The 26873-nt window shown below is 66.2% G+C and carries 16 protein-coding genes and 3 pseudogenes; 7 read left to right on the top strand and 12 right to left on the bottom strand.

Annotated features, from left to right (window positions below):
• The first annotated feature begins 15 nt into the window (after positions 1-15).
• Complete coding sequence (locus AUC69_RS01855) at positions 16-1365, top strand: bifunctional folylpolyglutamate synthase/dihydrofolate synthase (RefSeq protein WP_083238985.1); 1350 nt, start codon at positions 16-18, stop codon at positions 1363-1365.
• Between the two features lie 12 nt (positions 1366-1377).
• Here the strand turns inward: AUC69_RS01855 and trxA are convergent, their stop codons facing one another.
• The 6 genes from trxA to AUC69_RS01825 form a co-directional block, all read right to left on the bottom strand.
• The gene (trxA, locus tag AUC69_RS01850; protein ID WP_069440626.1) at positions 1378-1710 is read right to left on the bottom strand and encodes a thioredoxin; all 333 of its coding nucleotides are present in this window, start codon (positions 1708-1710) and stop codon (positions 1378-1380) included.
• Between the two features lie 62 nt (positions 1711-1772).
• Entirely contained in the window at positions 1773-5270 is a 3498-nt protein-coding gene (gene addA, locus AUC69_RS01845; protein WP_158007978.1) for a double-strand break repair helicase AddA, read from the bottom strand.
• 25 nt (positions 5271-5295) lie between these two features.
• On the bottom strand, positions 5296-8196 hold the full coding sequence (addB, locus tag AUC69_RS01840) for a double-strand break repair protein AddB (RefSeq protein WP_244500036.1): 2901 nt from the start codon (positions 8194-8196) through the stop codon (positions 5296-5298).
• A gap of 171 nt (positions 8197-8367) precedes the next feature.
• Positions 8368-9093, bottom strand: coding sequence for a nucleotidyltransferase family protein (locus tag AUC69_RS01835; protein WP_069440625.1), 726 nt, complete (start codon positions 9091-9093; stop codon positions 8368-8370).
• Between the two features lie 24 nt (positions 9094-9117).
• Positions 9118-10644 carry a tRNA (adenosine(37)-N6)-threonylcarbamoyltransferase complex ATPase subunit type 1 TsaE gene (gene tsaE / locus AUC69_RS01830; protein ID WP_069440624.1) on the bottom strand — a complete coding sequence of 509 codons (1527 nt, stop codon included), beginning with the start codon at positions 10642-10644 and terminating at the stop codon, positions 9118-9120.
• Positions 10641-12890 carry a sensor histidine kinase gene (locus tag AUC69_RS01825; protein ID WP_083238983.1) on the bottom strand — a complete coding sequence of 750 codons (2250 nt, stop codon included), beginning with the start codon at positions 12888-12890 and terminating at the stop codon, positions 10641-10643. Before AUC69_RS01825 ends, tsaE begins: the two co-directional genes overlap by 4 nt.
• A gap of 445 nt (positions 12891-13335) precedes the next feature.
• Here AUC69_RS01825 and AUC69_RS01820 point away from each other — a divergent pair, with 445 nt between their 5' ends.
• Entirely contained in the window at positions 13336-15768 is a 2433-nt protein-coding gene (locus tag AUC69_RS01820) for an arylsulfatase (protein ID WP_244500035.1), read from the top strand.
• Positions 15769-15854: 86 nt separating this feature from the next.
• On the opposite strand, the gene ahcY is transcribed toward AUC69_RS01820, so the two are convergent.
• Entirely contained in the window at positions 15855-17243 is a 1389-nt protein-coding gene (gene ahcY / locus AUC69_RS01815) for an adenosylhomocysteinase (protein WP_069440621.1), read from the bottom strand.
• 257 nt (positions 17244-17500) lie between these two features.
• Between ahcY and AUC69_RS01810 the strand changes: the two genes are divergently transcribed.
• Entirely contained in the window at positions 17501-17677 is a 177-nt protein-coding gene (locus tag AUC69_RS01810; protein ID WP_193427388.1) for a hypothetical protein, read from the top strand.
• Between the two features lie 935 nt (positions 17678-18612).
• On the opposite strand, the gene AUC69_RS01805 is transcribed toward AUC69_RS01810, so the two are convergent.
• From AUC69_RS01805 to AUC69_RS01780, 5 genes and pseudogenes are all read right to left on the bottom strand, one after another.
• Positions 18613-18915: an HPr family phosphocarrier protein gene (locus tag AUC69_RS01805; protein ID WP_425283495.1), complete on the bottom strand. Its 303-nt coding sequence runs from the start codon at positions 18913-18915 to the stop codon at positions 18613-18615.
• Between the two features lie 2 nt (positions 18916-18917).
• Positions 18918-19319, bottom strand: a complete 402-nt coding sequence (locus tag AUC69_RS01800) for a PTS sugar transporter subunit IIA (protein WP_069440619.1) — start codon at positions 19317-19319, stop codon at positions 18918-18920.
• Between the two features lie 91 nt (positions 19320-19410).
• Entirely contained in the window at positions 19411-19863 is a 453-nt protein-coding gene (locus AUC69_RS01795; RefSeq protein ID WP_069440618.1) for an HPr kinase/phosphorylase, read from the bottom strand.
• Between the two features lie 20 nt (positions 19864-19883).
• Positions 19884-21706: pseudogene (locus tag AUC69_RS01785) on the bottom strand (stimulus-sensing domain-containing protein).
• Positions 21707-21718: 12 nt separating this feature from the next.
• Positions 21719-22414, bottom strand: coding sequence for a response regulator transcription factor (locus AUC69_RS01780; RefSeq protein ID WP_069440615.1), 696 nt, complete (start codon positions 22412-22414; stop codon positions 21719-21721).
• A 126-nt stretch (positions 22415-22540) separates the two neighbouring features.
• On the opposite strand from AUC69_RS01780, the gene AUC69_RS01775 reads away from it, so the two are divergent.
• The 4 genes and pseudogenes from AUC69_RS01775 to AUC69_RS19550 form a co-directional block, all read left to right on the top strand.
• Positions 22541-23299, top strand: a complete 759-nt coding sequence (locus AUC69_RS01775) for a HugZ family pyridoxamine 5'-phosphate oxidase (RefSeq protein WP_069440614.1) — start codon at positions 22541-22543, stop codon at positions 23297-23299.
• 120 nt (positions 23300-23419) lie between these two features.
• Entirely contained in the window at positions 23420-25237 is a 1818-nt protein-coding gene (locus AUC69_RS01770; RefSeq protein ID WP_069440613.1) for a phosphoenolpyruvate carboxykinase (GTP), read from the top strand.
• Between the two features lie 127 nt (positions 25238-25364).
• Positions 25365-25952 (top strand): annotated as a pseudogene (locus AUC69_RS19555) (gamma-glutamyltransferase); the annotation flags it as partial.
• Positions 25953-25987: 35 nt separating this feature from the next.
• Positions 25988-26713: pseudogene (locus tag AUC69_RS19550) on the top strand (gamma-glutamyltransferase); the annotation flags it as partial.
• Positions 26714-26873 lie beyond the last annotated feature (160 nt).

Here is a 26873-nt window from a genome sequence, read left to right as displayed (position 1 = left end):
TAAGGTCTCTCGCGATTGTCGACTCTCCCCTATAGCGCCGGGGATCCAACGCCCCGCCCCCGCTCCACCGATGAGCGACGCTGCTGTGAGCGCCTCAAGAAGCTGCATCCGCAGTCGATCGACTTGTCGCTCGGCCGCATCGAGCGCCTGCTCGCCGCGCTGGGGAATCCGCAAGACAAGCTGCCGCCCGTCGTGCACGTGGCCGGCACCAACGGCAAGGGATCGACGCTCGCCTTCCTGCGCACCATCGCCGAGTCCCTGGGCAAGGGCGTGCACATCTATACCTCGCCGCATCTCGTCGACTTTCACGAGCGCGTGGTCCTCGCCGGCCCCCATGGCGCGGCGCCGGTCAGCGAGGAGGTGCTGGTCGATTGCCTGGCGCGCGCCGAAGCCGCCAATGGCGGCGAGCTCATCACCCTGTTCGAGATCACCACGGCTGCCGCCTTTCTCGCCTTCTCCGAGGCCCCGGCCGATCTCCTGCTGCTGGAGACCGGGCTCGCGGGCCGGCTCGACGCCACCAACATGGTGGCGAAGCCGCTGCTCACCATCATCACGCCGGTCTCCATCGACCATGTGTCGTTTCTTGGGGAGACCCTGGCGGAGATTGCCGGCGAGAAGGCCGGCATCCTGAAGCCCGGCGTGCCCTGCGTCGTCGGCCGTCAGGAGGCCGAAGCGCTTGACGTGATCGAGGCGAGGGCGGCCGAGATCGGCGCGCCGCTCCATGTCGCCGGCCGTGACTTCGACATGTACGAGCAGCAAGGGCGCCTCGTTTTCCAGACCACCTCGCGCCTGCTCGACCTGCCGCTGCCGCGCCTTGCCGGACGGCATCAGATCGACAATGCCGGCACGGCCATCGCCGCCGCCAGCGTCGTGTTCGGCGACGCGCTGACCCAGCGGGCGCTTGAGCATGGCGTGACCGAAGCTCAATGGCCGGCGCGGCTCGAGCGCCTGCCGGTCGGCGGCCTACATGCCTATGTGGATGAGGGGACCGAGATCTGGCTGGACGGCGGTCACAACGAGGCCGGCGGTCAAGCCGTTGCCCATGCGCTCGCCGAGCTCGACGAGCGCGTGCCGCGCCCGGTGCATGTCATCTGGGGCATGATGGAGACGAAGGACGCGCGGCGCTTCATCGCCCCGTTCAAGGGCCTGGTTGAGCGCGTGTACACCGTGCCGATCCCCGATGAGCCCAATGCCTTCGCCGCCGAGCCGCTCGCCGACATCGCGCGCCTGGAAGGATTCGACGCCGTGGCCGTGAATAGCGTGCCTGAGGCCTTGCTCAGGTCGGCCTCACGCGGCGAGCCGGCGCGCGTGCTGATTTGCGGCTCACTCTACCTCGCGGGCCACGTTCTCAGACTTCACGCCTAGAAGGGTTGGCCGCTAAGCGGTCCCGTCGATGGCGCCGCCGATCCACGCGGCGAGATGGTTCTTCGGGTAGGCGCCGCGGAGCGTATCGGCCACTTCGCCGTCCTTGAACAGGATCAGCGTGGGGATCGCCCGGACGTTGTAGGTACCCGGCGTGCGCGGATTCTCATCGATATTGAGCTTGATGATCTTCACCTTGCCGCCGAGCTCGTTGGAGATCTCTTCGAGCGCGGGAGCAATCTGCCGGCAGGGGCCGCACCATTCGGCCCAAAAATCGACGACGACGGGGGTCGAGGACTTCAGCACCTCGGCATCGAACGTATCGTCGGTCACTTTTCCAGTCGCCATTTTCTTCTCCTCGCCGGCACGGGCTCTTGAGCGCCCAGTGACCGGAACCTAGGTGTGCCCACCTATGGCGTCAAGGCGGCCCGGCGGTTCAACATGTCGCGTTCGGCCCGATCAAGCGAAGTTGATGAGATCTCCATGAGGTGGGGACCGTCGGTCCACAGCAGCGCCGCCTTGATCTCCCGCCCCGGAAAGAGTTGCGCGAGGGCCAGGCGGTATTCGGCGAGCTGGTTGATATAGGCGTCCGCCACGGCGTCCTCGGTTGCAGGGGGCGGGCGGTTCGTCTTGTAGTCGAGGATCAAGAGGTCGTTCTCGCGAATCACCAGCCGGTCGATCTGCCCGCCGATGTCGAAGCCGGCCGCACCCTCGCCGATTCGCGCCACCACCGGCACCTCGGCCAGGCTGCCCGGCTGGAACAGCGGCGCAAACGCGTCGTCCCGCACGATGGCAAGCGTCTCGGTGACGATCTCCGCCTTCAGCGCATCAGACAGTTCGGTGCCGCGCGCCGCGACGAAGGCCCGGGCAGCCCGCTCCTGGTCGTCGGCGGCCACCTCGGGAAGGTGCTGGAGGAGCGCGTGCACCAGGCGTCCACGGGCGAAGCGCTTGGTGTCGGCGAGCGCCCGCGGCCCCAGAGGCGGTTGCTCGGTCTCTTCCGTCTGCCCGGGCTCGGCGCTGAGCGCCAGGCGCGAGGGCGCGAGCCGCGTGCGGACCCGCTCCGGCGGTGCTTGCGTCAGGGCCCAGTCGGGCAGCGGCGGCGTCTCGCCGGTTTCGGCCTCGGTCTCCGTGGGCGGCACGTCCTTCTCTTGCGCTGAGGCCATCCGGCGCACGCCGTCCGGTCCCTCCACCGGATTCAAGTATCCGTCGAGCCCGTCCCGCACGAGATGGAACCAGCAGTCCTGCTCGGGGTCCTTTTGCCCCTGCCAGCCGCACACATACAGACGGTCGCGCGCTCGCGTCATGGCCACGTAGAGGAGCCGGTGATACTCGTCGCGGTCGGCGCGCTTCAGGGCCTCCTTCGCCGCGGCGATGGCCTGGAGATCGGACCGCCCGGGCGACCAGACGAGATGGGTGACCTCGTCCGGCGGCGCCGACTGGCGCTCCACGGGATAGAGCTGCGGGCCTTGCGGGCGCGGCAACATGCAGGTGTCCGGAAGGAACACGATCGGTGCTTGCAAGCCCTTGGCGCCATGCACCGTCATGATACGGACCTCGTCCCGGTCCTGCTCCATGTCGCGTTTGATCTCGATGTCGCCGGCCCGCAGTTGATTGACGAAGCCTTGCAGCGACGGCACCGCTTCCCGGTCATAGGCGAGCGCGGCATCGAGAAACTCGTCGATTGCCTCGGCAGCTTCCGGGCCAAGCCGCGTCAGCATGCGCTTGCGCATCTCTTGCCCGTCGGCGCCGAGCAGCGCGGCGAAGAACTCATAAGGCGGCATGGTGTCGGCCTGAGACAGCCAGTCCTTGAGCCGCCCCGCCGCCCCGCTGAAGCGCGGTTCGTGCGCTTTATCCTTGAGCGCCGACCACAACGACCCCTTGCGGTCATAGGCGAGGTCGAACAGTGCGTCGTCGTCGAGACCGAAGAGGGGGCTCTTGAGCACCACCGCGAGCGCCAGATCGTCGTCCGGCAGCAACAGCACGTCGGCCAGCGCCACGAGATCCTGTACGGCGAGCTGATCCATCAGCCGCATGCGGTCGGCGCCCGCGACCGCGATGCCTTCGCGCTTAAGCGCGCGGATCATCGGTGCGGTGAATGGCTCGCGCCGGCGCACCAGGATGAGGATGTCGCCGGCCTTGATGGGCCGTCCGGCGGAAGGGAGCATCTCTCCGCTGTTGCGCCAGCCCTTGATCGTCGCGGCGATGCGGCGGCACAGCGCATCCACGGCGCGCGCGCCGCTCGCGCCTTCGTTCCAGGGTTCGAACGCGGGCGCGGGCGCGGGCTTGGTCTCGGTCTGCACCTCCCACAGCTCCACCAGTCCCGCCTCGCCCTGGCGATTGGCGTGATGCTTGATGATGGCGCTCTCGATGAAGGTCATGCCTTGCGCGGCCACGGGGCGGGCAAAGACATGGTCCACGGCGTCGAGCACCGGCACGGTCGAGCGGAACGACAGATTGAGAGGCACCTCGTGCCATTCAATGCCGGCAGCCTGCGCACGCTTCTTGAAGGCGCGGCCCACCGTGCCGAAGCGCGCCGGGTTGGCGCCCTGAAAGCTGTAGATCGATTGCTTCTCGTCGCCCACCGCGAACAGCGTGCGCAACGTCTCGCGCGCACCGGCCGCCGCGAAGAACTCTTCCGCCAGCGCTTCGATGATGGCCCATTGCTCCGGGTTGGTGTCCTGCGCCTCGTCCACCAGGATATGGTCGACGCCGCCGTCGATCTTGTAGAGCACCCAGGCGGCCGCGCCCGCGCGCGACAAGAGATGCCGCGCCTGTGATGAGGTCGTCATAGTCGAGCGCCGCCTCCGCCAGCTTGTGGCGCGCGTAACCGTCCTGAATGCGTCGGCGAGGAGGAGCACCGCACTGCTGGCTTCCGCCGCGCGCAGATGCGCCAGATCCTGCTCGAGCGCGGCGAACGGCACCTTGACCTCGTCGAGCCTCGCGGCGATGTCCGGCGCGCCGTCCTTCACGGCCTTGGTGCAAACCGTGGCGGACGGGGTTCCCTTTTGAGTGAGCAGCAACGCGCGCAAGGCCGCCGCCCGGCTCTCGCCTTGCGCCCGCCGCGCGCTCTGCAATGCGGCTGCTGCATTGATGTCCGTCTTGGCGGTGCTGCCGATGGACGCGAAGGCGGCGAGTGCGGCGTCGATCTCCTCGTTCGAAAGCGCGCCGGCTTGCGCATCGATCAGATCGGCTTCGCTCTTGCCGGCCACCCCGAACAGCCGCTTCAGCGCCTCGCCTTCGGCGACTGCCCAGGCCCCTAGCCCGCCGTGATGCGCCACCATGCGACCGAGCTCGCTGCGTTTGGCGAGCACCGTATCGACCACTTGGCGAAACCATTCCTCGCCGGCGACCGTGACGATGGTATCGAGCGCTTGGCCGAGCATGCCGTCCCTGTCCTCGGCGGCGCGAGCGATGACCGCATCCGACGCCCGCCGCTTGAGGAGCGCCGCGCCCTGGTCGTCGAGCACGGTGAAATGCGGGGTGACCGCCGACTCCAACGGAAAGCGCTGCAGCAGCCGCTCGCAGAAGCCGTGAATGGTGTGGATCTTCAGCCCGCCGCGCGCCTCGAGCGCACGCGCGAACAACCGCCGCGCCTCGCGCAGATCCTTGTCCGCGGGCGGCCGCCCCATGAGCTTGGTGAGCGCCTCGTGGAGCTTGGCGTCCGGCATCGTCGCCCAAGCGGCGAGATCCTTGAGCAGGCGGTTCTGCATCTCCGCCGCCGCCGTCTTGGTGTAGGTGAGGCAGAGAATGCTTTCGGGCCGCGCGCCGTCGAGCAGAAGCCGCAAGCTGCGCTTGACCAGGACCTCGGTCTTGCCGGTGCCGGCATTGGCCGACACCCAAGCGGACGCGTTCGGGTCGGAGGCACGCGCCTGATTGGCGTCCGCCTCGTGCAGGAGATCGGCGCTCATGGCCATTGCTCCTCGGCCTCTTGCGTCAGCCACTCCCGCACGCGGGCGAGATGCTCATACTCGTCGTAGCGATAGGCATTGGTGAAGCCGGCGCCGCGCGGCGCTTCACCTCGTAGGCCGTATCGGGCTCGGCGAAATGGGTGACGAGCCGCTCCAGATCCTCGAGCGCCTTTTCCGCCAGGGCGCCAGCATCGCTCTTGGTGGCCGGTTGCTCGTCGCCGCCGTCTTGGCGTCCCGAGGCCTGGATATAGACCAGCGACCGCACGGGAAGCGGCCCCAGATCGGCGAAGCCGCCCGCCGCGGCGATCGCCGCCTCCAAGGGCAGCTGGGGCTTGTAAAGATCCTCGACATGCTTCGGGATCGGCGGCTTCCCCGTCTTGTAGTCGTAGATGATGACGCCGCCATCCGCGGTCGTGTCGATACGGTCGGCGCGCGCCTTCAGGCGGAAGCCCGAGTCGAGCTCAAGCGCGCCGCTCACTTCCGTATGCGTGCCAGTGGCCAATGCGCGCCGCGCCGGTTCCGTGGCGGCAAACCAGCGGGCGAAGCGCTGGAAGTGTGGCCGCCAGAACGCCTCGACCCGCGCGGAGCCGCCGAGCTTGGCGAAGAGATCGTCGGCGGCCGTCATCAGCGCGCCATAGACGTCGTCCGGCAGCGCATCCGGATGGGCGCGGGAGAAGTCATGCAGCACGTCATGCACGATCGAGCCGCGCATGGCGGCGTCCGGCTCGGTGCCGAGCGGCTTCAACGGCTCGAGCTTGAGGATGTGCCGGGCGAAAATTTCGTATGGATTGGCGATCCACCGCTCGATACGCGTCACGCTCAACTCGCGCGGGCGCGCGTCGACCGGCGGGCGCGGCTGCGGCGCCTCGACCGGGGCAAAACCGGGGGCATGATCACGCTCCCGCGCCCAGGCGACCCAGGGCCGCTCGGGCTTGATCTTGCCGGCGAGGCCGGACGCCTCCACCAGCGCTTCCAGCCGCTGGAGCCAGCGCGAGGTCACGGTCGGCACCCCGTCCACTTTCAGCGCGCGCGTGAGATAGACGGTCGGCGCGCCGAGCGCCTGAGCGAAGTCGTGGGCGCTGAGCCCGATGCGCCGCTCCGGCGGCGATAGACCGAGCTTCTCGCGCATGGGCCGGCTGAGCCAGGGGCCCGCCTCTTGCGGGCGCGGCCACACCCCCTCGTTGAGGCTGCCGAGGATGACCACGTCCGGCTGCTGCAACCGCGCTTCGAGCGGTCCCCAGATAAACAGGCGCGGATGCGCGGGGCCGCGCGGGCGCACCACTTGGCCGGCGAGCAGGCTGCGATAGAAAGCCGGATAGTCTCTCGCGCACATGTCGAGCGTCGCCCCTTCGCCGATCAGCCCGGACAGCAGCAGGCTTAGTGCTTCACCGGCATCGCCCTGCCACAGCCCCGAGGAGGAGCCGGCCGCGTCTCGCGCGAGCCGCTCGGCCGTGGCCGCATGGGCCTCGGCAAGCGCCGCCGTGCTGTGCGTTACTGAGCTTGCGAACAACTGGCCAAGCGGTGCAAAGGCCTCTTCCAGGTCGCGCACGAGTTGGAGGGCCATCGTGTGCTCCTCCGGCCGCAACGCCGAGCGCCGCCAGGAGCGCTCATCGCGGGCCGACTCAAGCGCCGTCGACATGCCGCTAAGACCTTGACCCACATAGATATCTCGGACCGCACCACGCTCGAGCGCCCGCGCCGCCGCGCGGATCGTGCCGGGCTCCCGGCCGAGCAGTGCCAGGGGATGCTTGAGGAGCGCCATGAGCTCCGGCGGGGCGAAATTCGTTTCCGCCGCGGCGAGCACCAGGTCGAGAAAAGCGCCGGGCACGGTGCGGGAGGCGGGCGTGCCGGCCGAGTCGTCTATGGTCAGGCCAAAGCCTTTCAGCCGCGCCGCCACCCGCCGCGCCAGGACCCGGTCCGGTGTCACGAGCGCCGCCGTCCTGCCAGGCGCATCGATGCAGGATTTGAGAATCAAGGCGATGGCCTCGGCCTCGTCGTGGGCCGTGGGCGCCACCACCATGCGGATCCCGGAAAGCGCATTGGCGAAGCTCGCGCGTCCATCCGGCGAGAGCGTATCGGTCTCCAAATAGCCCTGCCATTGGTCGGTGGTCTCCGCGGGGCGCAACGCCTCGCTCACGAGATGGAGCCGCGCCCGCGCCGGTCCGTCTGGCGCGCTCCCGGGAACGTAAGCCACGTCGCGCCGCGCCACCCCGAGCTTGCGCAGAAGTTCCGCCATGCCGGTCTGCGGATGCTCGGGATGCTTCGTCAGGCTGTCCCAGCTGTCGTCATCCAGCATGAGATCGAGACCGGGCAGCACCACGGCGCCGTTGGGAAGCGTGGCGATGGTCTTGAGCAGCCGCGCCGTGGCCGGCACCGTGCCCGTCGAGCCCGCGGCAATCACAGGGTAGGGGGAGCCTTGCGCCAGCCGCGCGGTCTCTTGCGCCATCAGCAGATTACGCCGGGCGACCGGCGACACGAGACCGTTGTCGGCGAGATATTGCGGCCAGTTCTCGGTGACGATGGTGAGAAACTGGATCGTCGCCTCCCAATGGGACGCGAGATCCTCGGGCACCAGGGTGTCGAGCGAGGAGAAGTCGACCTCCTCCGACTCCACGAAGTCCATCAGCCGGGCCAGATCGGCGGCGAGGTTCGATGCCTGGCCCGGGCTGTTGACCCAGCTTGTGGCCTCGATCTCTGCCTCGGTGGCATCTCGCGCGGAAGCCTGGCCCCAGGCGAGGATCAACTTCATCAGGGCGAGCCGGCGGGGCAGGGCGTCGATGGCCGGCGCGCCGAGCGCGCCGTCGGCACCGTCCGCTTCCTCGGCGCCGAAGATGATGGCCGCCTCCTCGTCGGCGTGGCCGAGCGCGTGGATGCGCGGCAGCAGCAGAGCCTGGCCGCCGGATTCAGCCAGAAACGCCTCGCGCAAAGCGCGCGCCGCACGCCGCGTGGCAAGTAAATGGTGGTGAGCGGCAGGGTCAACGGATCGGGCTTTGCCCCGCCGGGCAGCGGCAGGTCGCCGGAAAGCAGCGCCCGGGCGAGGGTCGTGAGGAACGGCGCCGAGGGCGGAATGGTGTAGAGGCGAGGCGCGGGCGGCCGCTCAGGCACCTTCATGCTCGAACGAGGCCTCGGCCTCCGCTAGCGCCTCGGGCGTTCCCACATGCATCCAGCGCCCGTCGAGGCGTAAGCCGTAGAGCCGGCCTTTGGCCAGGGCCTGGTCCCACAGCAGGTTGAGCGAGAAGGGGCCGTCTGGCGCGCCGTCGAACAGCTTCGCCTCGCACAAGGACACGCCGGCGAAGGCGAAGGGCACCACTTGCCGCTCGCCGCGCCGCGTCAGATGCCCGTCCGGCGCCATATCGAAATCGCCGCGCGCATGATAGCCGAGGCTGGTCGACATCGGCGCCAGCAGCAGCAGGCAGTCCATGCGTGTTGCGTCCCACTGCCGCAGCATATGCGGCAAGGCGGCAGCGGCACCCTCGGCCCAGACCGAGTCCGAGTTGTGGATGAAGAAGGGACCGGGCCCGAGCTGGGGCAACGCCTTCTTGGCGCCGCCGCCCGTGTCGAGCAGCACATCGCGCTCGTCGGAGATGATCGTCTTCGGCGCCCGGCCGGAACGCTCCTGCATATGCGCTTCGACCTGCTCGGGCAGGTAATGGACATTGACGATCGCCGTTTCCACGCCGGCCGCAGCCAGCCGATCCAGCACATGGTCGACCAGCGCCCGCCCTGCGAGCTTCACTAGGGGCTTCGGCAACGTGTCGGTGAGCGGGCGCATGCGCGCGCCATAGCCAGCGGCAAGAACCATCGCCGTGCGGGCTCGCGTCATGGGTACGTCCTCTTACAGTGCAAACTACGGAGCGATAGGCGGCAAGTCGGCAGCGGCGGGAAATTCGCGGCGGTAGAAGCGGCGAAGATCGCCGAGCGACTCATGGGCAAGGTCGCGCTCAAGATAGCGCGCAACCCGCGGGATATGGGCGAGATAGTCGCGCTTACCGTCACGTTTGGCCAATCGCGCAAAAATGCCGAGGATCTTCGAGTTGCGTTGGGCGCCGAGCGTTGCGTAGAGCGACCGGAACTCATCGGCCGAAAAATGACCGCTTTGCGCGCTTCGGGCGGCACAGTACCGGTCGAGTTGCTCCCGTTCAAGCGCTTCGGGCACGTCCAGCCGGGCATCCTGGAGTAGGGACACGAGATCGTAGGCCAGCGGCCCTTTGAGGGCGTCCTGGAAGTCCAGGAGACCGACCCGGCCGACGCCTTCCCGGTCCGGCAGCCACATCAGATTGGGAGAATGATAATCGCGCAACACCCAGCCCGGATCGGCGGCGACCGCTTTCTCCAGGTGCGGGCGCCATAGTGAGAGATATTCCGCGCGCAACGCCTCCGGCGCCTCTCGGCCGTGGAGCGCCGGCCACAGCCAGTCGATGAGAAGCGAGGCTTCCATCAGCATGGCGTCGACGTCGAAATCCGGCAGCTGATAGGGCGCATGGTCTTGGATGGTCAGGTCGGCGGGTGGCGGCTCGGTGGCAAGTGCCAGCAACACATCGACGGCAGCCGCCCAAAGTTCAGACTGGGGCGTCCCGCGCGCCAACTCGAGCCCGAAGACCCGGTCGCCGAAATCCTCCAGCACGATGAAGCCCTGGTCGAGGTCGAAGGCGTCGAGCTTGGGTGCCGACAGTCCGCGCGCGCGTAATGCATTCGTCACCGCCACGAACGGCGTCACATCCTCTGCGAGATGCACCAGCGCGCTATAAGGCTTGCCATCGCGGATCGGCGGGCCGTCCGGCTGGCGCGGAGAGTTCATGAGAATTGCGGACCGATCCGGCAGGACGAGCCGCGCATAGGAGCGCGCCGAGGCGTCGCCTTGCAGATATTCCGTGTCGGCGTCAGCGAACGGCGTCGTGTCGACAAAGCGCGACACGGTCCGCAAGCGTTCGAGGCGGAGTTCCCAGCTTCCATGTCCCGTCAGGGTGACGCGGCGGGTGTCCGGATTGGCTGTCTCGTCGAGGACGATCTCGAGCCGGTCCCCCGGCAGCCAATCACCTGCGCGCTCGGGCCATTCGATGAGCAGCGCGCCTTCGGCCAGTGCATCGTCGAGGCCGAGCTCGTCGACCTCCGGCGCCTCGATCCGGTAGAAGTCGCAATGGTGCAGCGTCAGGCGATGAGTCTCGTAGCGCTGCATCAGCGCGAAGGTCGGGCTCGGCACCTCGTCCGCATCGCCGAGATGGGTCACGAGGGCACGGGCGAAGGTCGTCTTGCCGGCGCCGAGCGGTCCACTCAGCGTGACCACATCGCCGGTTTTCAGAAACAGAGCGAGCCGTCCGGCGAGGATGCCGAGTCCCGCCAAATCGACGTCGTCCAGCGTCCAGCCTGCGTTCATCCCGCGCGGTTGACCCGGTAGCGGGGCAAGTCGGGTTCCGCTTCTTCCGGCGTGGCGCCCTGCTTCACCGGCAGAAGGACCCTGACCTGGGTGCCTTTGCCCGCGGCCGAGACGAGCCTGACCGTGCCGCCGTGAGCCTCGGCCAGGCTCTTGACGATGGACAGGCCAAGACCCGCGCCGCGGTGGCGCGAGCCGTGGGCGCGGCTCTCGAAACGGTCGAACACGGCGTGCTGATAATCCTCCGGGATGCCGACCCCTTGGTCCTCGACGGTGAAGGCGATCATGGCACCCTCCCGGGCGCAAGCCAACTTCACCACCTCGCCCGCCGTCGAGAAGCCGATGGCGTTGGACAGGAGATTATACAGGATCTGGGTGACCCGGCTGGCATCGGCCACGAACTCGTCGACGCTGGGGGCGACCTCGATCTCCAGCCGCACATCGTCCTGCTTGAGACGTTCCTCCACGCCCTGCCGCGCCGCCTCGATGAGGTCGCGCACATTGACCGGTGTGAGTTTCAGTTCGAGCGTGCCCGCGTCGATGGTGGCGAGGTCGAGAATGTCATCGACGATGGCGCGCAGCGTCGTGCCCGAAGAGAGAATGTCGTCCACATATTCGCGCTGCCGGTCGCCCAAGGGCCCGAAGGCGGGCTCGGCGAGCATCTGGGCAAATCCCAGCATGCTGTTGAGCGGCGTCCGCAGCTCGTAGGAGACATGCGATACGAACTCGCTCTTGAGGCGGTCCGCCGCCTCTAGCGCCTCGTTCTTCTCGATCAGGGCGCGCTCGACGCGCTTGGTGTCGGAAACGTCGGAATAGGTGAGGAGCGTGCCGCCGTCGGGCAGGGGAAGCGCGGCGCAGGCGATGACGCTGCCGTCGGGCCGGTCGAACTGGCTCTCATAAGGGCGCCGCTCCGCTACGATGGCGGTGACCGCAGCCTTGGTGCGTTCCCATTCCTCGGACGCGTCGTAGAGCGTGCGGCACCATTCGATGACGTCGTCCACATGCGGCTGCTCGTCGAGCTGCGAGGAGCTCAAGCGCCAAATGTCGGCGAAGGCCTGATTGTAGAGTCTGAGGCGCCCGTCGGGCGCGAACACCGCCACGCCGTCGCGCAGCGTATCGAGCGTTTCCCGCTGCACCTGAATCAGCGCGTTGTAGCGGCTCTCCAGCGCGATCTGCTCGGTGACGTTTCCATAGAGATAGGTCACCCCACCCTCGCCGTCGGCATCGGCGATCACATGCAGCGTCCGCCCATCGGGAAGGTGCCAGCGGTCCTCGACCTGCTTGTCGGTGCCGGCGGCTGACAGCCAGTTGCGCTTCCAGTCTTGATAGTCGGCACGCTCCTCGAGCCGTCGTGCCTGGCGCAGACGGTCGAGAATCTCGCCGTCGCGCGGATGCGTCGCCAGCCATTCGGCATCGAGCTGCCACAGATCCACATAAGCCTGATTGTAATGGGCGAGGCGCTGTCCGGCGTCGAACACGGCGAACGCGGTCGCGAGACGGTCGAAGCTGCGGAAATGGGTCTCCATGCTGGCCTTGCTCTCGGCCAGCGAGCGTTCGCCCTTGGTCGCCTCGGCATCGAGCAGCGCGCGCAAGCTCGCCACCTGCTCCTCGAGCGCCTTATGCCTGACCGAGAGTTCGGCGAGTTCCAGCCGCTGCCCGGCAATGTTGCGCACCTTCAGCACCAGCGACCGGCCCGCGGTGCGGCCGTCGACCTCGACATATTTATCGCGCCGAGTGTGCAGCATGAGATTGAACGCCTCGCCGCGCTCGGACAGCGCCTGCATCGCCGACTCGAGCTCGGCACTCGATGCCGCGTCAAGCCAGCCGGCGAAATTCAGCAGCCGCTCGGGCTCGCGCGGCACGCCGAAGCTTGCGGGCAGATTGGAGACCAGAAGCTCCGGCTCCCCGGTCTCGCTCAGGGTCAAAAGCGCTTGCGGCTCGGCGGCGAGCACCGTCTCCAGAGTGCTCTCGCTCAAGGCGTAGCGCTCCGCCTCGCTCGCCGCATTGGCCTCCTGCTTCCGCGCGCGCTTCGTCGCGCGCAGGCACACGATGGCCGTACCGATGGCAAACGCGATCACACCGAGATTGATGCCGAGCGTGAGCAGGGCTTGCGCGTCGAAGCTGGCGGCCTCGGCGGCCATGGCGGCGTCGATGGGCAACAGATAGCTCGGAATTGAATAGGCGAATACGCGGGACAGCACTATGGGCCACCTCGAATCAGGTGTCTCCTCGCCTCCGCTGGTCCGCATGGTCCCCTCGCTCCACGCCGCCGTCCATGGCCCCGCCTCGCGCCGCAAATTCTGCCACAGACTGAAACGCTAGGGCCGGCCGGGCCCGCGCGAACTCAAGGCGAATCACGGAACAGACTAGCTGCTTCGCGGACTCTTGCCCACAGGCGCAAGCGCATTGGTTAATCGCGGCGAAGACGCATTTTCACCGCGTCGCGGAGGACAGCACGTGTCCTGAAGTGCTGGGGCGGGTCGGTGACTTGGCGCCAAATGGCAAGTATCATCTCGCGTCGGCAGGATAAACTTGGCGGGGTCTTTTACGAATTTGGCGGCTCGCTCGCGGCGATCCGGTGCAGCCCAAGGGGCGCAAACGAGGGAGGTTTCAGTGGTTTCACGGTTTGCAGGGCGGGTGGCGCTTGTATGCCTCGCAGGGCTTCTCACGATCGGCAGCGCTACGGCACAGGAGGTGATCGGCGAGCTGGGTTCGCCCAGCGCGACGACGACAATCCCCGGTCAGCAGCTACCCGCGCCCGATCCCAAGTTCGGCGGCGTGATCAAAGACGATGCCCTGCAATCGACCCCATGGTGGGCGCCGCGCATCGTACCGCCGAAGGAAGCGCCGAACATCCTGCTCATCATCACGGACGACGCCGGATTTGGTGTGCCGAGCACCTTTGGCGGCGTGATCCCGACGCCGACGATGGACGACATCGCCAATGAAGGGTTGCGGTACACGAGAGTCTTCTCGACGGCGCTGTGCTCGCCGACGCGTGCGGCGCTCATCACAGGGCGCAATCACCATTCGGCCGGCTTCGGCGTGATCTCCGAGCAGTCGACTGGCTTTCCCGGCTACAACAGCATCATCGCCGAGGATAAGGCAACGATCGGCCGCATCCTGCTGGATAACGGCTATGCGACGTCGTGGTTCGGCAAGGACCACAACACGCCGGCCTTCGCCGCGAGCCAAGTCGGTCCCTTCGACCAATGGCCGACCGGCATGGGCTTCGAATATTTCTACGGTTTCGTCGGGGGCGACGCCAACCAGTGGCAGCCGAACCTGTTCCGCAACACCACGCAGATCTATCCTTTCAAGGGTCAGGAGGGCTCTTGGAACCTCGTGACAGCGATGGCCGACGACGCCATCGATTACATCTCGCGCATACACCAGACCCAGCCGGACAAGCCGATCTTCATCAAATACGCGCCTGGGGCCACGCACGCGCCGCATCACCCGACCAAGGAATGGGTCGACAAGATTAGTGCGATGCATCTTTTCGACGACGGCTACGAGAAGCTGCGCGAGCGCATTTTCGAGAACCAAAAGAAGCTGGGTATCGTTCCGCAAGATGCGAAGCTGACGCCCTGGCCGAAAGACCTCCTGAAACCGTGGGACGAGCTCACGCCTGAGGCGAAGAAGCTGTTCATCCGGCAGGTCGAAGTCTTCGCCGCCTACGCAGCGTATAGCGACTACGAGATCGGCCGCGTTATCCAGGCCTTCGAAGACCTTGGCAGGCTCGACAACACGCTGGTCATCTACATCAACGGCGACAACGGCACGAGCGCCGAGGGCGGACCGTTGGGGACACCGAACGAGGTCGCGTTCTTCAACGGCCTGAACGAAATCCCCGTCGACGTCCAGATGAAGTTCTACGACGTGTGGGGCACGGAACAGACTTACAATCATATGGCTGCCGGCTGGTCGTGGGCCTTCGATACGCCATTCGACTGGTTCAAGCAGAATGCATCGAGGCTCGGCGGCATCAATCAGAACATGGTCGTGTCGTGGCCGGCGCGCATCAAGGACAAGGGCGGCCTGCGCGAGCAGTTCCTCCACGTCATCGATGTGGTGCCGACCCTCCTCGAGGTTACCGGCATCAATGCGCCGGAAATGGTCGACGGCATCAAGCAGGCGCCGATCGAGGGCACGAGCTTCGCCTACACTTTCGATGCGGAGAACGCCAAGACGGCATCCCGGCACAAGACACAGTATTTCGAGATGATGGGGCAATGGGCGCTCTATGACGAAGGCTGGCTTTTGAGCACCAAGGTCAATCGCGCACCCTGGCAAGCCTTCGGTCCCGCCAATCCCGATCCGCTGAACAATCAGGTGTTCCAGCTCTATGACCTGAGCAACGACTTCAACCAGGCGACGGACATCGCCGCGGAACACCCGGAAAAGGTCGCGGAAATGCGGGAGAAGTTCGTCGCGGAAGCCAAGAAATATCAAGTCTTCCCGCTGGACGCGTCGGTGGCGGCCCGCATCGTCGCGCCGCGGCCCAATATCACCGCCGGCCGCTCCGAGTTCGTCTACACGCGTCCGATGGTTGGCCTGCCGCAAGGCGACTCGCCACTGCTGCTGAACACCTCCTACTCGATCACAGCCGACATCGAGGTGCCGGAAGGCGGGGCTGAGGGCATGATCCTCACCTCGGGCGGACGCTTCGGTGGCTATGGCTTCTATCTCGTGGGCGGCAAGCCCGTGTTCCTGTGGAACATGGTCGACCTCGAACGCCTGAAGTGGGAGGGCCCGGATGCGCTTTCGCCTGGCCGCCATACGGTCGAGTTCGACTTCGTCTATGACGGCCTGGGCTCCGGGACGTTGGCCTACAACAATTTCAGCGGCGTCGGCAGACCGGGAATCGGAACGCTGAAGGTCGACGGCAAGGTCGTCGCCACCAAGAAGATGGAGAAGACGCTGCCGATGATCTTGCAATGGGACGAGAGCTTCGACATCGGCTCGGACACGCTTACGGGCGTCAACGATGCCGACTACAAACCGCCATTTCCACTGACCGCCAAGTTCGAGAAACTGACGATCAAGATGGATCGCCCACAGCTTACGCCGGAGGACATCGCGAAGCTCGAAGACGCGCAGAAGGCCGGCGCCGACGCCAAGTAGCCATTGGCGGTGTTCAAGGTCTCGCGACGCAAATGGCCGGGCTTGCGCCCGGCCATCGCGAAACGACTGAGCTGGGAGACTGCCGCCTAGTAGCGGTAATGCTCCGGCTTGAACGGGCCTTCGGCCTTCACGCCGATATACGCGGCCTGCTCGTCGCTCAGCTTGGTGAGATGTGCGTCGAGGCGGCCGAGATGCAGCTGGGCCACCTTCTCGTCCAGATGCTTCGGTAGCACATAGACCTTGTTCTCGTATTTGCCGACATGCTGCCACAGCTCCATCTGCGCCAGCACTTGGTTCGTGAAGGACGCGCTCATCACGAAGCTCGGATGGCCGGTGGCGCAGCCGAGATTGACGAGGCGGCCTTCGGCCAAGAGCAGGATGCGCTTGCCGTCGGGGAACTCGACCTCGTCCACTTGCGGCTTCACGTTATGCCAGACGAAGTTCTTCAGACCGCCCACCTGAATCTCGGAATCGAAGTGACCGATATTGCAGACGATGGCGCGGTCATGCATGGCGCGCATATGGTCGACGGTGATGACGTCCTTATTGCCGGTGGCGGTGACGAAGATGTCGCCCTTGGGAGCGGCCTCCTCCATGGTGATCACCTCGTAGCCTTCCATCGCCGCCTGTAGCGCGCAGATCGGATCGATCTCGGTGATCGCCACGCGCGCGCCCTGGCTCTTCAGGCTCTCGGCGCAACCCTTGCCCACGTCGCCATAGCCGGCGACCACGGCGTATTTCCCGGCGAGCATGACGTCGGTGGCGCGCTTGATGCCGTCCGGAAGGCTTTCGCGGCAACCGTAGAGATTGTCGAACTTGGACTTGGTGACGCTGTCATTGACGTTGATGGCGGGGAAGGGGAGCATGCCCTTCTTCTGCATCTCGTAGAGCCGATGCACGCCCGTGGTCGTCTCCTCCGACACGCCCTTCAGATTGGCCTTCACCTTCGAGTAGAAGCCGGGCTCGCGTTCCAGCCGCTTCTTGATGGTGGCGAACATCGCCGTCTCTTCGTCATTGCCGGGCTTGGCGAGCACCGACGGATCCTGCTCCGCTTGCGCGCCGAGGATGACGATCATCGTGGCGTCGCCGCCGTCGTCGAGGATCAGATTGGCGGTCTCGCCACCGGGCCATTCGAGGATGCGGTCCACATAGTCCCAGTACTCGTCCAGCGTCTCGCCTTTGACGGCGAACACCGGCGTGCCGTTCGCGGCGATCGCGGCGGCGGCGTGGTCCTGGGTCGAGAAGATGTTGCAGGAGGCCCAGCGGACCTCGGCGCCGAGCGCCTCCAGCGATTCGATCAGAACCGCGGTCTGGATGGTCATATGCAGGCAGCCGGCGATCCGGGCGCCCTTGAGAGGCTGCGCCTTGCCGAATTCCTCGCGCACGGCCATGAGACCCGGCATCTCGGTCTCGGCGATGGCGATTTCCTTACGGCCCCAATCGGCGAGCCCGATATCCTTCACATGGTAGTTCATGCCAACTCCCACTGTCTGGCTGCATAAAGATATAAAGAAGTCCTTATATCTTATCCGGCCCCCTCGGAGTCAAGGGCGCCCCGGGCGAGGCGAAGTGGCAAAAGGCCACGCCGTGGCGGTGGGCCCCCCAAGGAGCCCACCTGTGCCGCAGGCCCGCCGGCGCCGCCCCAACGCGCTTGGAGCTTGGTTGGCGGCCGGTCCCGTCATTGTTGACGCCGCTCACGCGCGCCGGACAGGACCGGGTAGGACCTGCCGCCATGCTCAATCCCGTAAAGACATCCCAGGCCGCCGAAGTCCGTGTGTGGGACCCCTTCGTGCGGGTCTTCCATTGGGCCTTGGTCGTGGCCTTCGCCACCGCCTATCTGACCGAGGACCCGCTCATCGTGCATGTCTGGGCCGGCTACGTGGTCGGTGGCCTCGTCCTGGCGCGGTGATTCTGGCGAGCTTTGTCTATCGCGAGAATCTCGTCCGCGCCATGGTGACCGGCAAAAAGCGGAAGTAAGCACGGACGCCGAAGCGAGCTCAATTCTCTTCGCCGAAGCCACCAAACGTTCTACGGTCGCCGGGCATGTGGCTCAGCGGACACTTAGTTCAGCTTGGGAGATCAAATGGCGCGTCGACTGTTTCTCGTTGCAGCTTCATTGGCATTGGGGATCGGCGCCTCGCCGGTTGCGGCCAGCAACTGTGCCGTCGATGAGTATGACCACAACGGCTCGCTCATGGAGCTGCAGGTTTGCGACGGCGGCGGCATGTCCATTTCATATACGCGGCCGCGGCGGGGACTCCTCGGTGTCGGGGTGACCAGCGGAACCCTGTTGTTCAATGGCGTCGAGCAAGCCGGTGGCGCGATCAGCGGTCAGGCGCGCCGCTTCGACAAAACCTGCGGGCCGGTTCTCTACCCCGTCACTGGCCATAATCACGGTGGCTCGATCATCCTCAGAGGCAATGCGCCCAAGCTCGACGGAAGCTGCCGGGTCATCGGCTACCGTGCCGACAAGCTGCTGTTTACGCTTCAGGGCGCCGTTTCGCCGCCGCCACCTGCCGGTGGTCCGGTCGTGGTGGCGCCCACTTGCCCACCGGGGTTCGTGCTGTCTCAAGGGGTCTGCGTGAGTGGCAACGCCGGCCCGGCCCCGTCCGGCGGAGATTGGTACGCGATTGCCGGCTCGTTCAGATCCCAGGGCGAGGCGCAAGCCCGCGCCAACCAATACGGTCCGGGCTGGATCTCGCTGAACACCAACACCTGCCCGAACCTGACCAATGGCTATTGGATTGCCGCCGCGGGCCGTTCGACAAGGCCACGGCCCAGCTCTACGTCAATCAATCGGGAAGTGGCTATCTCAAGACGTGCCACTAGCGCGAGAGACCGCGTTCAGTCCTCTTCGCCGAAGCCGTTCTCGACGAGCGCCACGAGCGCGGCAAGCGCTTCGGCGGCTTGTGCGCCGTCCGCCTCGATATGGATCGAGTGGCCCTGGCCGGCGGCCAGCATCATCAGCCCCATGATCGAGGTGCCGCCCACCGTGTGGCCTTCGCGCGACACGCGGATATTCGCCTGGAACTCGGACGCGCAGCGCACGAACTGGGCGGAGGCCCGTGCATGCAGGCCCTTCTTGTTGGGAATGGTAACCTCGGCGGCGTGCGGGCCTTTGGCTGGTGTGCCCTGCGCCATGGTCATCGCTAGTTCGCGGCCAGGATTTGGCTGGCGACGCTGATATATTTGCGGCCGGCCTCTTGCGCTTGGGTGATGGCGTCGTCGAGCCCGGATTCGCCGCGCACCGATGCAAGCTTGACCAGCATCGGCAAGTTGACGCCGGCGATAACCTCCACATTCGATTGCTCCATGGCGGAGATCGCCAGGTTCGACGGCGAGCCGCCGAACATGTCGGTGAGCACCACGACGCCTTCGCCGCTATCGACACTGGCGAGCGCCGCCAGCATGTCGGCACGGCGGACATCGAGATCGTCGTCCGGCCCGATCGAGATGGTTTCGATCTGCTCCTGCGGACCGACCACATGTTCAAGCGCTGCGCGGAATTCGCGTGCGAGCTGGCCGTGGGTGACGATGACGACGCCGATCATATTGCCTCGTTGGTAGCTGCCGGCCGCTCAAAGGCCGCTATCTTTGTCGGGAGAGAGGTCGCGCGCAAGCCCGAACCCGTCTCCCTAAACCTCATTGTGCCGACGCCCGCAAGAGGGCCATGCGCAGTTTCAACGGCGCCGATGCCTCGAAGGCCGAAAGTTTCAACAATGGAACCGCCGCACCAGCCACCATGGTCCGCTCAAAAGGGGTCGGCGGCATGCGCGGCACCTGATCCGGTGGGACCAGGTCGCAAATAAGCACCAGCGGCGCCTCCGCCAAGAACAGCATTTCGGTGATTCCCAGCCCCCGGACCTCAATCTTGCCGGCGATCGCCTCGGGAACCGAGGCCATCGGCTGGCCGTTGCCGTCCGTGTCCACCCAAACTTGATCGTCGGCCACAAGGATAGGGCGGAGCGCGCCTTCTCCCGGCAGCGCCAGAAATCTCAGCGCCAAATCAGACTTTCCCGCGCCGCTCCCGCCACGCAGGAGCGCGGCGCTCTTGCCGAGGGCCACGCAGGTGCCATGGACGAGCTCGCGCGCCAACCGATCCTCTTCGCTGACCCTTACGCCGCCGGTAGGCGGATGACGAACCGTGCGCCACCGCTCATCCCTGAAGGCGTGTCGCCCTTGCCGCGTCCGGCGCCGGCAGCCGGCCGGTTCTCCGCATAGAGACGCCCGCCATGCGCGACGATGATCTGACGTGAGATATTAAGACCCAGCCCCGAGTTCTGGCCGAAATTCTCTTGCGGCCGGTCGGTATAGAAGCGCTCGAAGACGCGCTCGAGATTCTCCTCCGGAATGCCCGGCCCCTCGTCCTCCACCGCGATCTGCACGTCCGGGCCGATGCGGCGCGCCACCACGGCGACCGGCCTGCCCGGCGGCGAGAAGGAGATGGCGTTCTCCAGGAGATTGACGATCACCTGATGCAAGCGGCTGTCATGGCCGGAGACGCGATAGGGATGGGCGCCCGGCGCATAGGCAATGTCGAGGACAACCTCCGGCGTGTCGTCGCGGTGGATGTCGTTGAACAGCGACACCGTGGCCCGCAGCAGCTCATCCATGGCGACGGGCTCGGCGTCCTCGCGGGCAAGCTCGGCGTCGAGACGCGAGGCGTCGGAAATGTCGCTGATTAAGCGATCCAGCCGCTGTACGTCATGCTGGATGATCTCCATCAGCCGCTGCTTTGACTCCTCGGTCTTGGCAAGAGGCAGGTCTCCGTGGCGCTGCGCAAGGAGGTGAGCGGGTTCTTCAGCTCATGCGCCACGTCGGCGGCGAAGCTCTCGATGGCGTCGATGCGCCGGTAGAGTGCGCCGGTCATGTCGCGAAGCGCGCCCGACAGATGTCCGATCTCGTCGGAGCGGTCGGTGAAGTCGGGGATCTCGGCGCGCGCCTTGACGCTGTGGCGCACGCGTTCGGCCGCATTGGCGAGACGTTGCACGGGCCCGGCGATGGTGTTGGCGAGGATGAGCGACAGGACGAAGGTGACGGTGCCGGCGAACAGCGACACGCGCACGATGCTCCAGCGCTCCGCCGCCACGATATTGTCGATGTCGCCGCCGCGGGTCGACAGCAAAAGCACGCCGAGCACGGCGCGCATGCGCTGCACGGGCACGGCCACGGAAACCACGATCTCACCCTTGTCGTTGATGCGCACGATGGGCACCGACGTCCCGGTCAAGGCCGTGGCCACTTCGGGATAGGCTTTGCCGTTCGCGCCGCCAATCTCGGTATAGGGCGGAAGCTCGTATTGCCGCATGCGGGTCGTCACCGCGTGCCAGAATGTGGTGAGCGCGTCGGGCTCGGCGGAGTCCGGCGGCGGCAGGTCGTAACGCAGCACCTGGCCGCGCGAGTAGAACGTATCGGAATCGAGGATCAGCGCGCCGTCGCGGTTATAGATCCGCGCGCGGCTGCCCGTCGGCTTGACCAAGGGCCGCAGGATCGGCGCCGCCCGTTCGGGATCGATGGTGAAGCCGAGCGCGTTGGAGAAGGCGGCGCTGTCGTCGCCGGTGCCGGCCTGACCGAGTTCCGCCTCCAGCAGCTTCTCCGGGTCGACCGGCACTTCACTGTTGTCCACGCCGGCGGAAGCCGCGATGGCGCGGGCGATGATCTCGCCCTGGGTCAACAGGCTCTGCACCTTGGCGTCGATGAGTCCGGCACGGAACTGGTTGAGATAGAGAATGCCCGAGACGAGAATAGCGAGGCCGATGAGATTGAGCACGACGATGCGCCGCGTCAGGCTGGAGAAGCCGTGCCGGAAAGGCCTGTGCTCGATGACCCAGCCGGGTGCGCGCCGCAGCCAAGCGACCGCGCGGCGTGTGCCGCGGCGGACGCGTTCCTTGAATGAGCTGTCCCGCCGCAGCCAGGACCTATCGGCCTCGGCGGTCATCGGTCAGTCTCGCTATTCTTTGAATCGGTAGCCCACGCCATAAAGCGTCTCGATCACGTCGAAGCTTTGGTCGACGGCCTTGAACTTCTTCCGCAACCGCTTGATGTGGCTGTCGATTGTGCGGTCGTCGACATAGACCTGATCATCATAGGCCGCATCCATCAGCGCGTCCCGGCTTTTTACCACGCCGGGACGGGAGGCGAGCGCCTGAAGGATCAGGAACTCCGTGACCGTGAGCGTCACCGGCCGGTTGTCCCACACGCAGGTATGGCGCTCCGGGTCCATCTTGAGCTGGCCGCGCTCGAGCACCTTGGACTTGTCCTCGACGACCTGGGTCGTGTCGCGCGGCTGGGAGCGGCGCAGCACCGCCTTCACCCGCTCGACGAGGAGCCGTTGGGGAAAGGGTTTGCGGATGAAATCGTCGGCGCCCATTTTGAGACCGAACAGTTCGTCGATCTCCTCGTCCTTGGAGGTGAGGAAGATTACCGGTAGCTCGCTGCGCTGGCGCAAGCGGCGCAACAGCTCCATCCCGTCCATGCGCGGCATCTTGATGTCGAGGATGGCGAGGTCGGGCGGATACTCCGCGAAGCCGTCGAGCGCGCTGGCGCCGTCGTTATAGGTTTGCGTCTTATAGCCTTCCGCCTCGAGCACCATGCGCAAGGAGGTCAGGATGTTACGATCGTCGTCGACAAGGGCGATTGTTGGCATTGGGGGGCCTTTTGCGCGATTGACGCGAGTGCGAGGGTGTTGTGCTTATAGGGCTGCCCAAAATCGTGGCAGCAGCAGGGCGCCGAGCGCCATACCCTTCACCATCGGGATGCAACAAATATCGTTATGGCGCAAGTAAATAACTCGCAAGAAATGCCCAGCAAGGCCGAGATTGCGGCGGATGCACGCAGGCTTGCGCGGCGCGCTTTCAAGGCCTCCCTGGCCACCCTCGACAGCGCTTCGGGCGCACCTTACGCCTCCCTGATCACGGTCGCCACGGACCAGGCAGGGGCGCCGAGCTTCCTCATTTCCACCCTGGCGCGCCATACCCGCAATTTGGCCCATGACCCGCGCGCGGCGATCCTCATCGACGGCTCGGGCGACCTTGCCGATCCCCTGCAAGGAGCCAGGGTCACCCTCCATGGCCGGGCGGAGAAGGTTAACGACGAGGCGGTGAGGCGACGGTTCCTCGCCCGCCACGCGGAAGCGGCCTTCTACGTGGATTTCCCCGATTTCGCCTTTTGGCGGCTGGCGGTGGAAGGCGCCCATTACATCGGCGGCTTCGGGCGGATCGTCGACTTGGAGCCGGCCGATCTCCTGCTGCCCCTGGACGGGGCGGCGGCGCTGGCCGAGGCGGAAGCGGGCATCGTCGCCCACATGAACGAGGACCACGCCGACGCAATCGCGCTCTATGCGCTCGCCTTCACGGGCGGCGACCCGGGCCCTTGGCGGATGACCGGCATCGATCCCGAGGGCTGCGATATCGCGCTCGGCCAGGATGCCCGCCGGATCATGTTTTCCGAGCCTGTGACGACCCCGCAAGGCGCCCGGAAAGAGCTGGTTCGCCTGGCCGAGGAGGCGCGCGCCGCAGTCGAACCGTCCTGACGGCCTCGGGGGTCGTTTTTCTGTCACAGGACCTTTCTTGAAAGCCCCCCAAGTTCGGGGTAGCTAGAGGGCGATACAAAGCAAATTTTCCATCATTTCGAGATCTGGGGACGAAACCGCATGAGCGTTCAGGCGAAGATTGTGGCCGAAGGGGCCAAGACGACCAATCCGAAGGTGCTGGCTTTTGTCGAGGAGGCGAAAGCCCTGTTCAAGCCTGACGCGGTGCGTTGGTGTGACGGCTCGAAGGAGGAGTATCAGGAACTCCTGAAGCTGATGGTCGATTGCGGCACCGCCATGTGGCTCAACCCCGACAAGCGCGGCAACTCGATCCTCGTACGCTCCGATCCCGCCGACGTCGCCCGCGTCGAGGACCAGACCTATATCTGCTCGGTGAAGAAAGAGGACGCCGGCCCCACCAACAACTGGGCCGATCCCGCCGAGATGAAGGCGACGATCACCAAGCTCTACGACGGCGCCATGCAGGGCCGCACCATGTATGTGGTGCCCTATTCCATGGGCCCGGTCGGCTCCCCCATCGCCGGCATCGGCGTCATGGTGACGGATAGCGCTTACGCCGTCGCCAACATGCACATCATGACCCGCGTCGGTGACAAGGTGTGGAAGGCGCTGGGCGACAGCGAGGATTTCGTGCGCGGCATGCACTCGGTGGGATATCCGCTGCCGACGCCGAAGACCGCCGACGTGCCGTGGCCGTGCAACTCGACCAAGAACATCTCGCATTTCCCCGAGACGCGCGAGATCTGGTCCTTCGGCTCCGGCTATGGCGGCAACGCGCTGCTCGGCAAGAAGTGCCATGCGCTGCGCATCGCCTCCGTGAAGGCTCGCGACGAGGGCTGGATGGCCGAGCACATGCTCATCCTCAAGCTCACCAATCCCAAGGGTGAAGTGAAGTACATGGCAGCCGCTTTCCCGAGCGCTTGCGGCAAGACCAATCTCGCCATGCTCAACCCGACCATCCCCGGCTGGAAAGCCGAAACCATCGGCGACGACATTTGCTGGATGAAGTTCGGCGAGGACGGACGGCTCTATGCCATCAATCCCGAGACCGGCTTCTTCGGCGTGGCGCCGGGCACGTCGGAAGCGTCGAACCTCAACGCCATGCGGGCGCTCGACGAGAATTGCATCTTCACCAATGTCGGTCTCACCGAGGACGAGGACGTTTATTGGGAGGACATGACCAAGCACAAGCCGGCCCATGCCATCGACTGGATGCGCCGTCCGTGGACGCCCGAGGCCGACCGGCCTGCGGCGCATCCGAACGCGCGCTTTACGGCGCCCGCCTCCCAGTGCCCGGTGATCGCGCCCGAGTGGGAAGATCCCAAGGGCGTGCCGATCGACGCGATCCTGTTCGGCGGCCGCCGCGCCTCCGTGGTCCCGCTCGTGACCGAGGCGGAAGACTGGAAGCAGGGGACGTTCCTCGGCTCCATCATGGCATCGGAGAAGACCGCCGCCGCCGCCGACGCGAAGGGCGACATCCGCCGCGACCCGATGGCGATGCTGCCCTTCTGCGGCTACCACATGGGCGACTATTTCGCCCATTGGCTGAAGATCGGCGAGAAGGGCGGCGATAAGCTGCCCAAGATCTTCTACGTGAATTGGTTCCGTAAGAGCCCCGAGGGCAAGTTCCTGTGGCCGGGCTTCGCCGAGAACTCGCGGGTCCTGAAATGGATCTTTGAGCGTTGCGACGGCACTGCCGAGGCGATCGACACGCCGATCGGCAAGGTGCCGACGGAAGACGCGCTTGACACCGACGGTCTCGACGTGGACGACAGCGCGTTGAAGGAGCTACTCAAGGTCGACATCGACGGCTGGAAAGCCGAGCTGCCGCTCATCAGGGAGCATTACGCGACCTTCGGCGACAAGCTGCCGCAAGGCCTCAGGGAGGAGCTTTCCCAGCTCGAGAAGCGCCTCAGCTAGCCTCGCGCCGGTGAAAGCCGGACCAACAAGATGACCTATGTCATGGCCGGGCTTGTCCCGGCCATGATTGTTTTTGGGACCCGCGCGAGGCTTGCCCGCTGCCGCGCTTCGCCTTAGGCAACACCGCATGAGCAAGGATAGAAGTGTCGTCGCGGCCGGGCATCAGCTCACGGTAGACGCCGCCGCCGAGATTCTCGCCGACGGCGGCAACGCCTTCGACGCGGCCCTTGCCGGCCTTTGCATGTCTTTCGTCGCCGAGGCGGTGTTCGCCTCACCCGGCGGGGGCGGCTTCCTCATGGCGCGCCGCGCCGACAGCGACGCGGTGCAGCTGTTCGACTTCTTCGTGGACACGCCGCTGAAGCGCCGCCCCGCCGACGAGGTCGAATTCTTTCCCATCGACGCCGATTTCGGCCCCGCCACCCAGGAGTTTCATATCGGCCTCGGCGCGAGTGCTACGCCCGGCATGGCGCAAGGTCTTTACGCGATGCACGAGGCCTACTGCCGCCTGCCCATGAAGCGCCTGGTCGAGCCGGCGGTGCGTGCCGCGCGCGCCGGCTTCCCGCTCACCAGTTTCCAAGCTTACCTGTTCACCGTCATCGCGCCGATCCTCACTGCGAGCGACGGCGCCAAAAAGATCTTCGCGCCCGGCGGCGAATTGATGAAGGCGGGCGAGACCTTCCGCAACCCGGCGCTCGCCGAGACGCTTGAATGGCTTGCTGAGGACGCGCGCGGCTCTTCGTCGAGGGCGATGTGGGCCGGGCGATTGCCTCCCAGTCACGCGATCTCGGCGGCCATCTCACCGCCGATGATCTGCGCGACTATCGCGTCGCCTTGCGCGAGCCTCTGGTCTGGCGTCATGGCGGCGCCAGCGTGGCGCTCAACCCGCCGCCGGCCGCCAGCGGCGCGCTCATCGCCTATGGCCTTGCCTATCTCGAGGCGCTCGCCGAGGACGGCCGCGCCATCGATACGCTGGCGGTGCATGCCGCCATGGAGGCGACCAACGCGGCGCGCGCCGCCCATGGCGACGGGCTCGCGGCGCGTCTCGTCGGCAGAGAGCTGGCCAACGACATCCGCGCGGCCGTAAGCCACCCGCCTGCCTATCGCGGCACCACTCATATCAGCGTCATCGACGCGCACGGCAACGCCGCGGCCGTCAGCCTGTCCAACGGCGAGGGCAACGGCTTCATCGTCGGCGGCCACGGCTTCATGCTCAACAACATGCTGGGCGAGGAGGACCTCGCTTGCGGCGCGCTCGATCAATGGCCCGAAGGCACGCGGCTCTCCTCCATGATGGCGCCGACCATCATCTTGGAAGCGGACGGCACGGTCACGGCGCTCGGCACCGGCGGCTCGAACCGCATCCGCACGGCGATCCTGCAAGTCGCCGTCAATCTGCTCGCTCACCGCATGCGCCTGGAGGACGCGGTGGCCGCGCCGCGCCTGCATGTAGAGCGCTGTGGCACCACGAGTTTCGAGCCGGGCTTGAGCGAGGCGGCCGAAACCGCGTTCCGTGCGCTTGGCGACCGGGCGCGGGCCTGGCCCGAGCAGAATCTCTTCTTCGGCGCGTGCATGCCGCCCGCCGTGATGCCAAAGGCGCGGTGGAAGGCGCCGGCGATCCGCGCCGTCAGGGCCGGTC

The sequence above is a fragment of the Methyloceanibacter superfactus genome (genome assembly GCF_001723305.1).
GTDB classification, from domain to species: domain Bacteria; phylum Pseudomonadota; class Alphaproteobacteria; order Rhizobiales; family Methyloligellaceae; genus Methyloceanibacter; species Methyloceanibacter superfactus.
Note: the sequence above shows the minus strand (reverse complement) of the source record. Positions and strands in the feature narration are given on the sequence as shown.

Excerpts from the sequence above, each read along its gene's own strand:
- AUC69_RS01780 (WP_069440615.1), bottom strand. The coding sequence starts at position 22,414 with ATGCCAACAATCGCCCTTGTCGACGACGATCGTAACATCCTGACCTCC.
- AUC69_RS01805 (WP_425283495.1), bottom strand. The coding sequence starts at position 18,915 with ATGACCATGGCGCAGGGCACACCAGCCAAAGGCCCGCACGCCGCCGAG.
- tsaE (WP_069440624.1), bottom strand. The coding sequence starts at position 10,644 with ATGAACGCAGGCTGGACGCTGGACGACGTCGATTTGGCGGGACTCGGC.
- AUC69_RS01770 (WP_069440613.1), top strand. The coding sequence starts at position 23,420 with ATGAGCGTTCAGGCGAAGATTGTGGCCGAAGGGGCCAAGACGACCAAT.
- AUC69_RS01835 (WP_069440625.1), bottom strand. The coding sequence starts at position 9,093 with ATGACGCGAGCCCGCACGGCGATGGTTCTTGCCGCTGGCTATGGCGCG.
- addA (WP_158007978.1), bottom strand. The coding sequence starts at position 5,270 with ATGAGCGCCGATCTCCTGCACGAGGCGGACGCCAATCAGGCGCGTGCC.
- ahcY (WP_069440621.1), bottom strand. The coding sequence starts at position 17,243 with ATGAACTACCATGTGAAGGATATCGGGCTCGCCGATTGGGGCCGTAAG.
- AUC69_RS01775 (WP_069440614.1), top strand. The coding sequence starts at position 22,541 with ATGGCGCAAGTAAATAACTCGCAAGAAATGCCCAGCAAGGCCGAGATT.
- trxA (WP_069440626.1), bottom strand. The coding sequence starts at position 1,710 with ATGGCGACTGGAAAAGTGACCGACGATACGTTCGATGCCGAGGTGCTG.
- AUC69_RS01800 (WP_069440619.1), bottom strand. The coding sequence starts at position 19,319 with ATGATCGGCGTCGTCATCGTCACCCACGGCCAGCTCGCACGCGAATTC.
- AUC69_RS01810 (WP_193427388.1), top strand. The coding sequence starts at position 17,501 with ATGCTCAATCCCGTAAAGACATCCCAGGCCGCCGAAGTCCGTGTGTGG.
- AUC69_RS01825 (WP_083238983.1), bottom strand. The coding sequence starts at position 12,890 with ATGCGGACCAGCGGAGGCGAGGAGACACCTGATTCGAGGTGGCCCATA.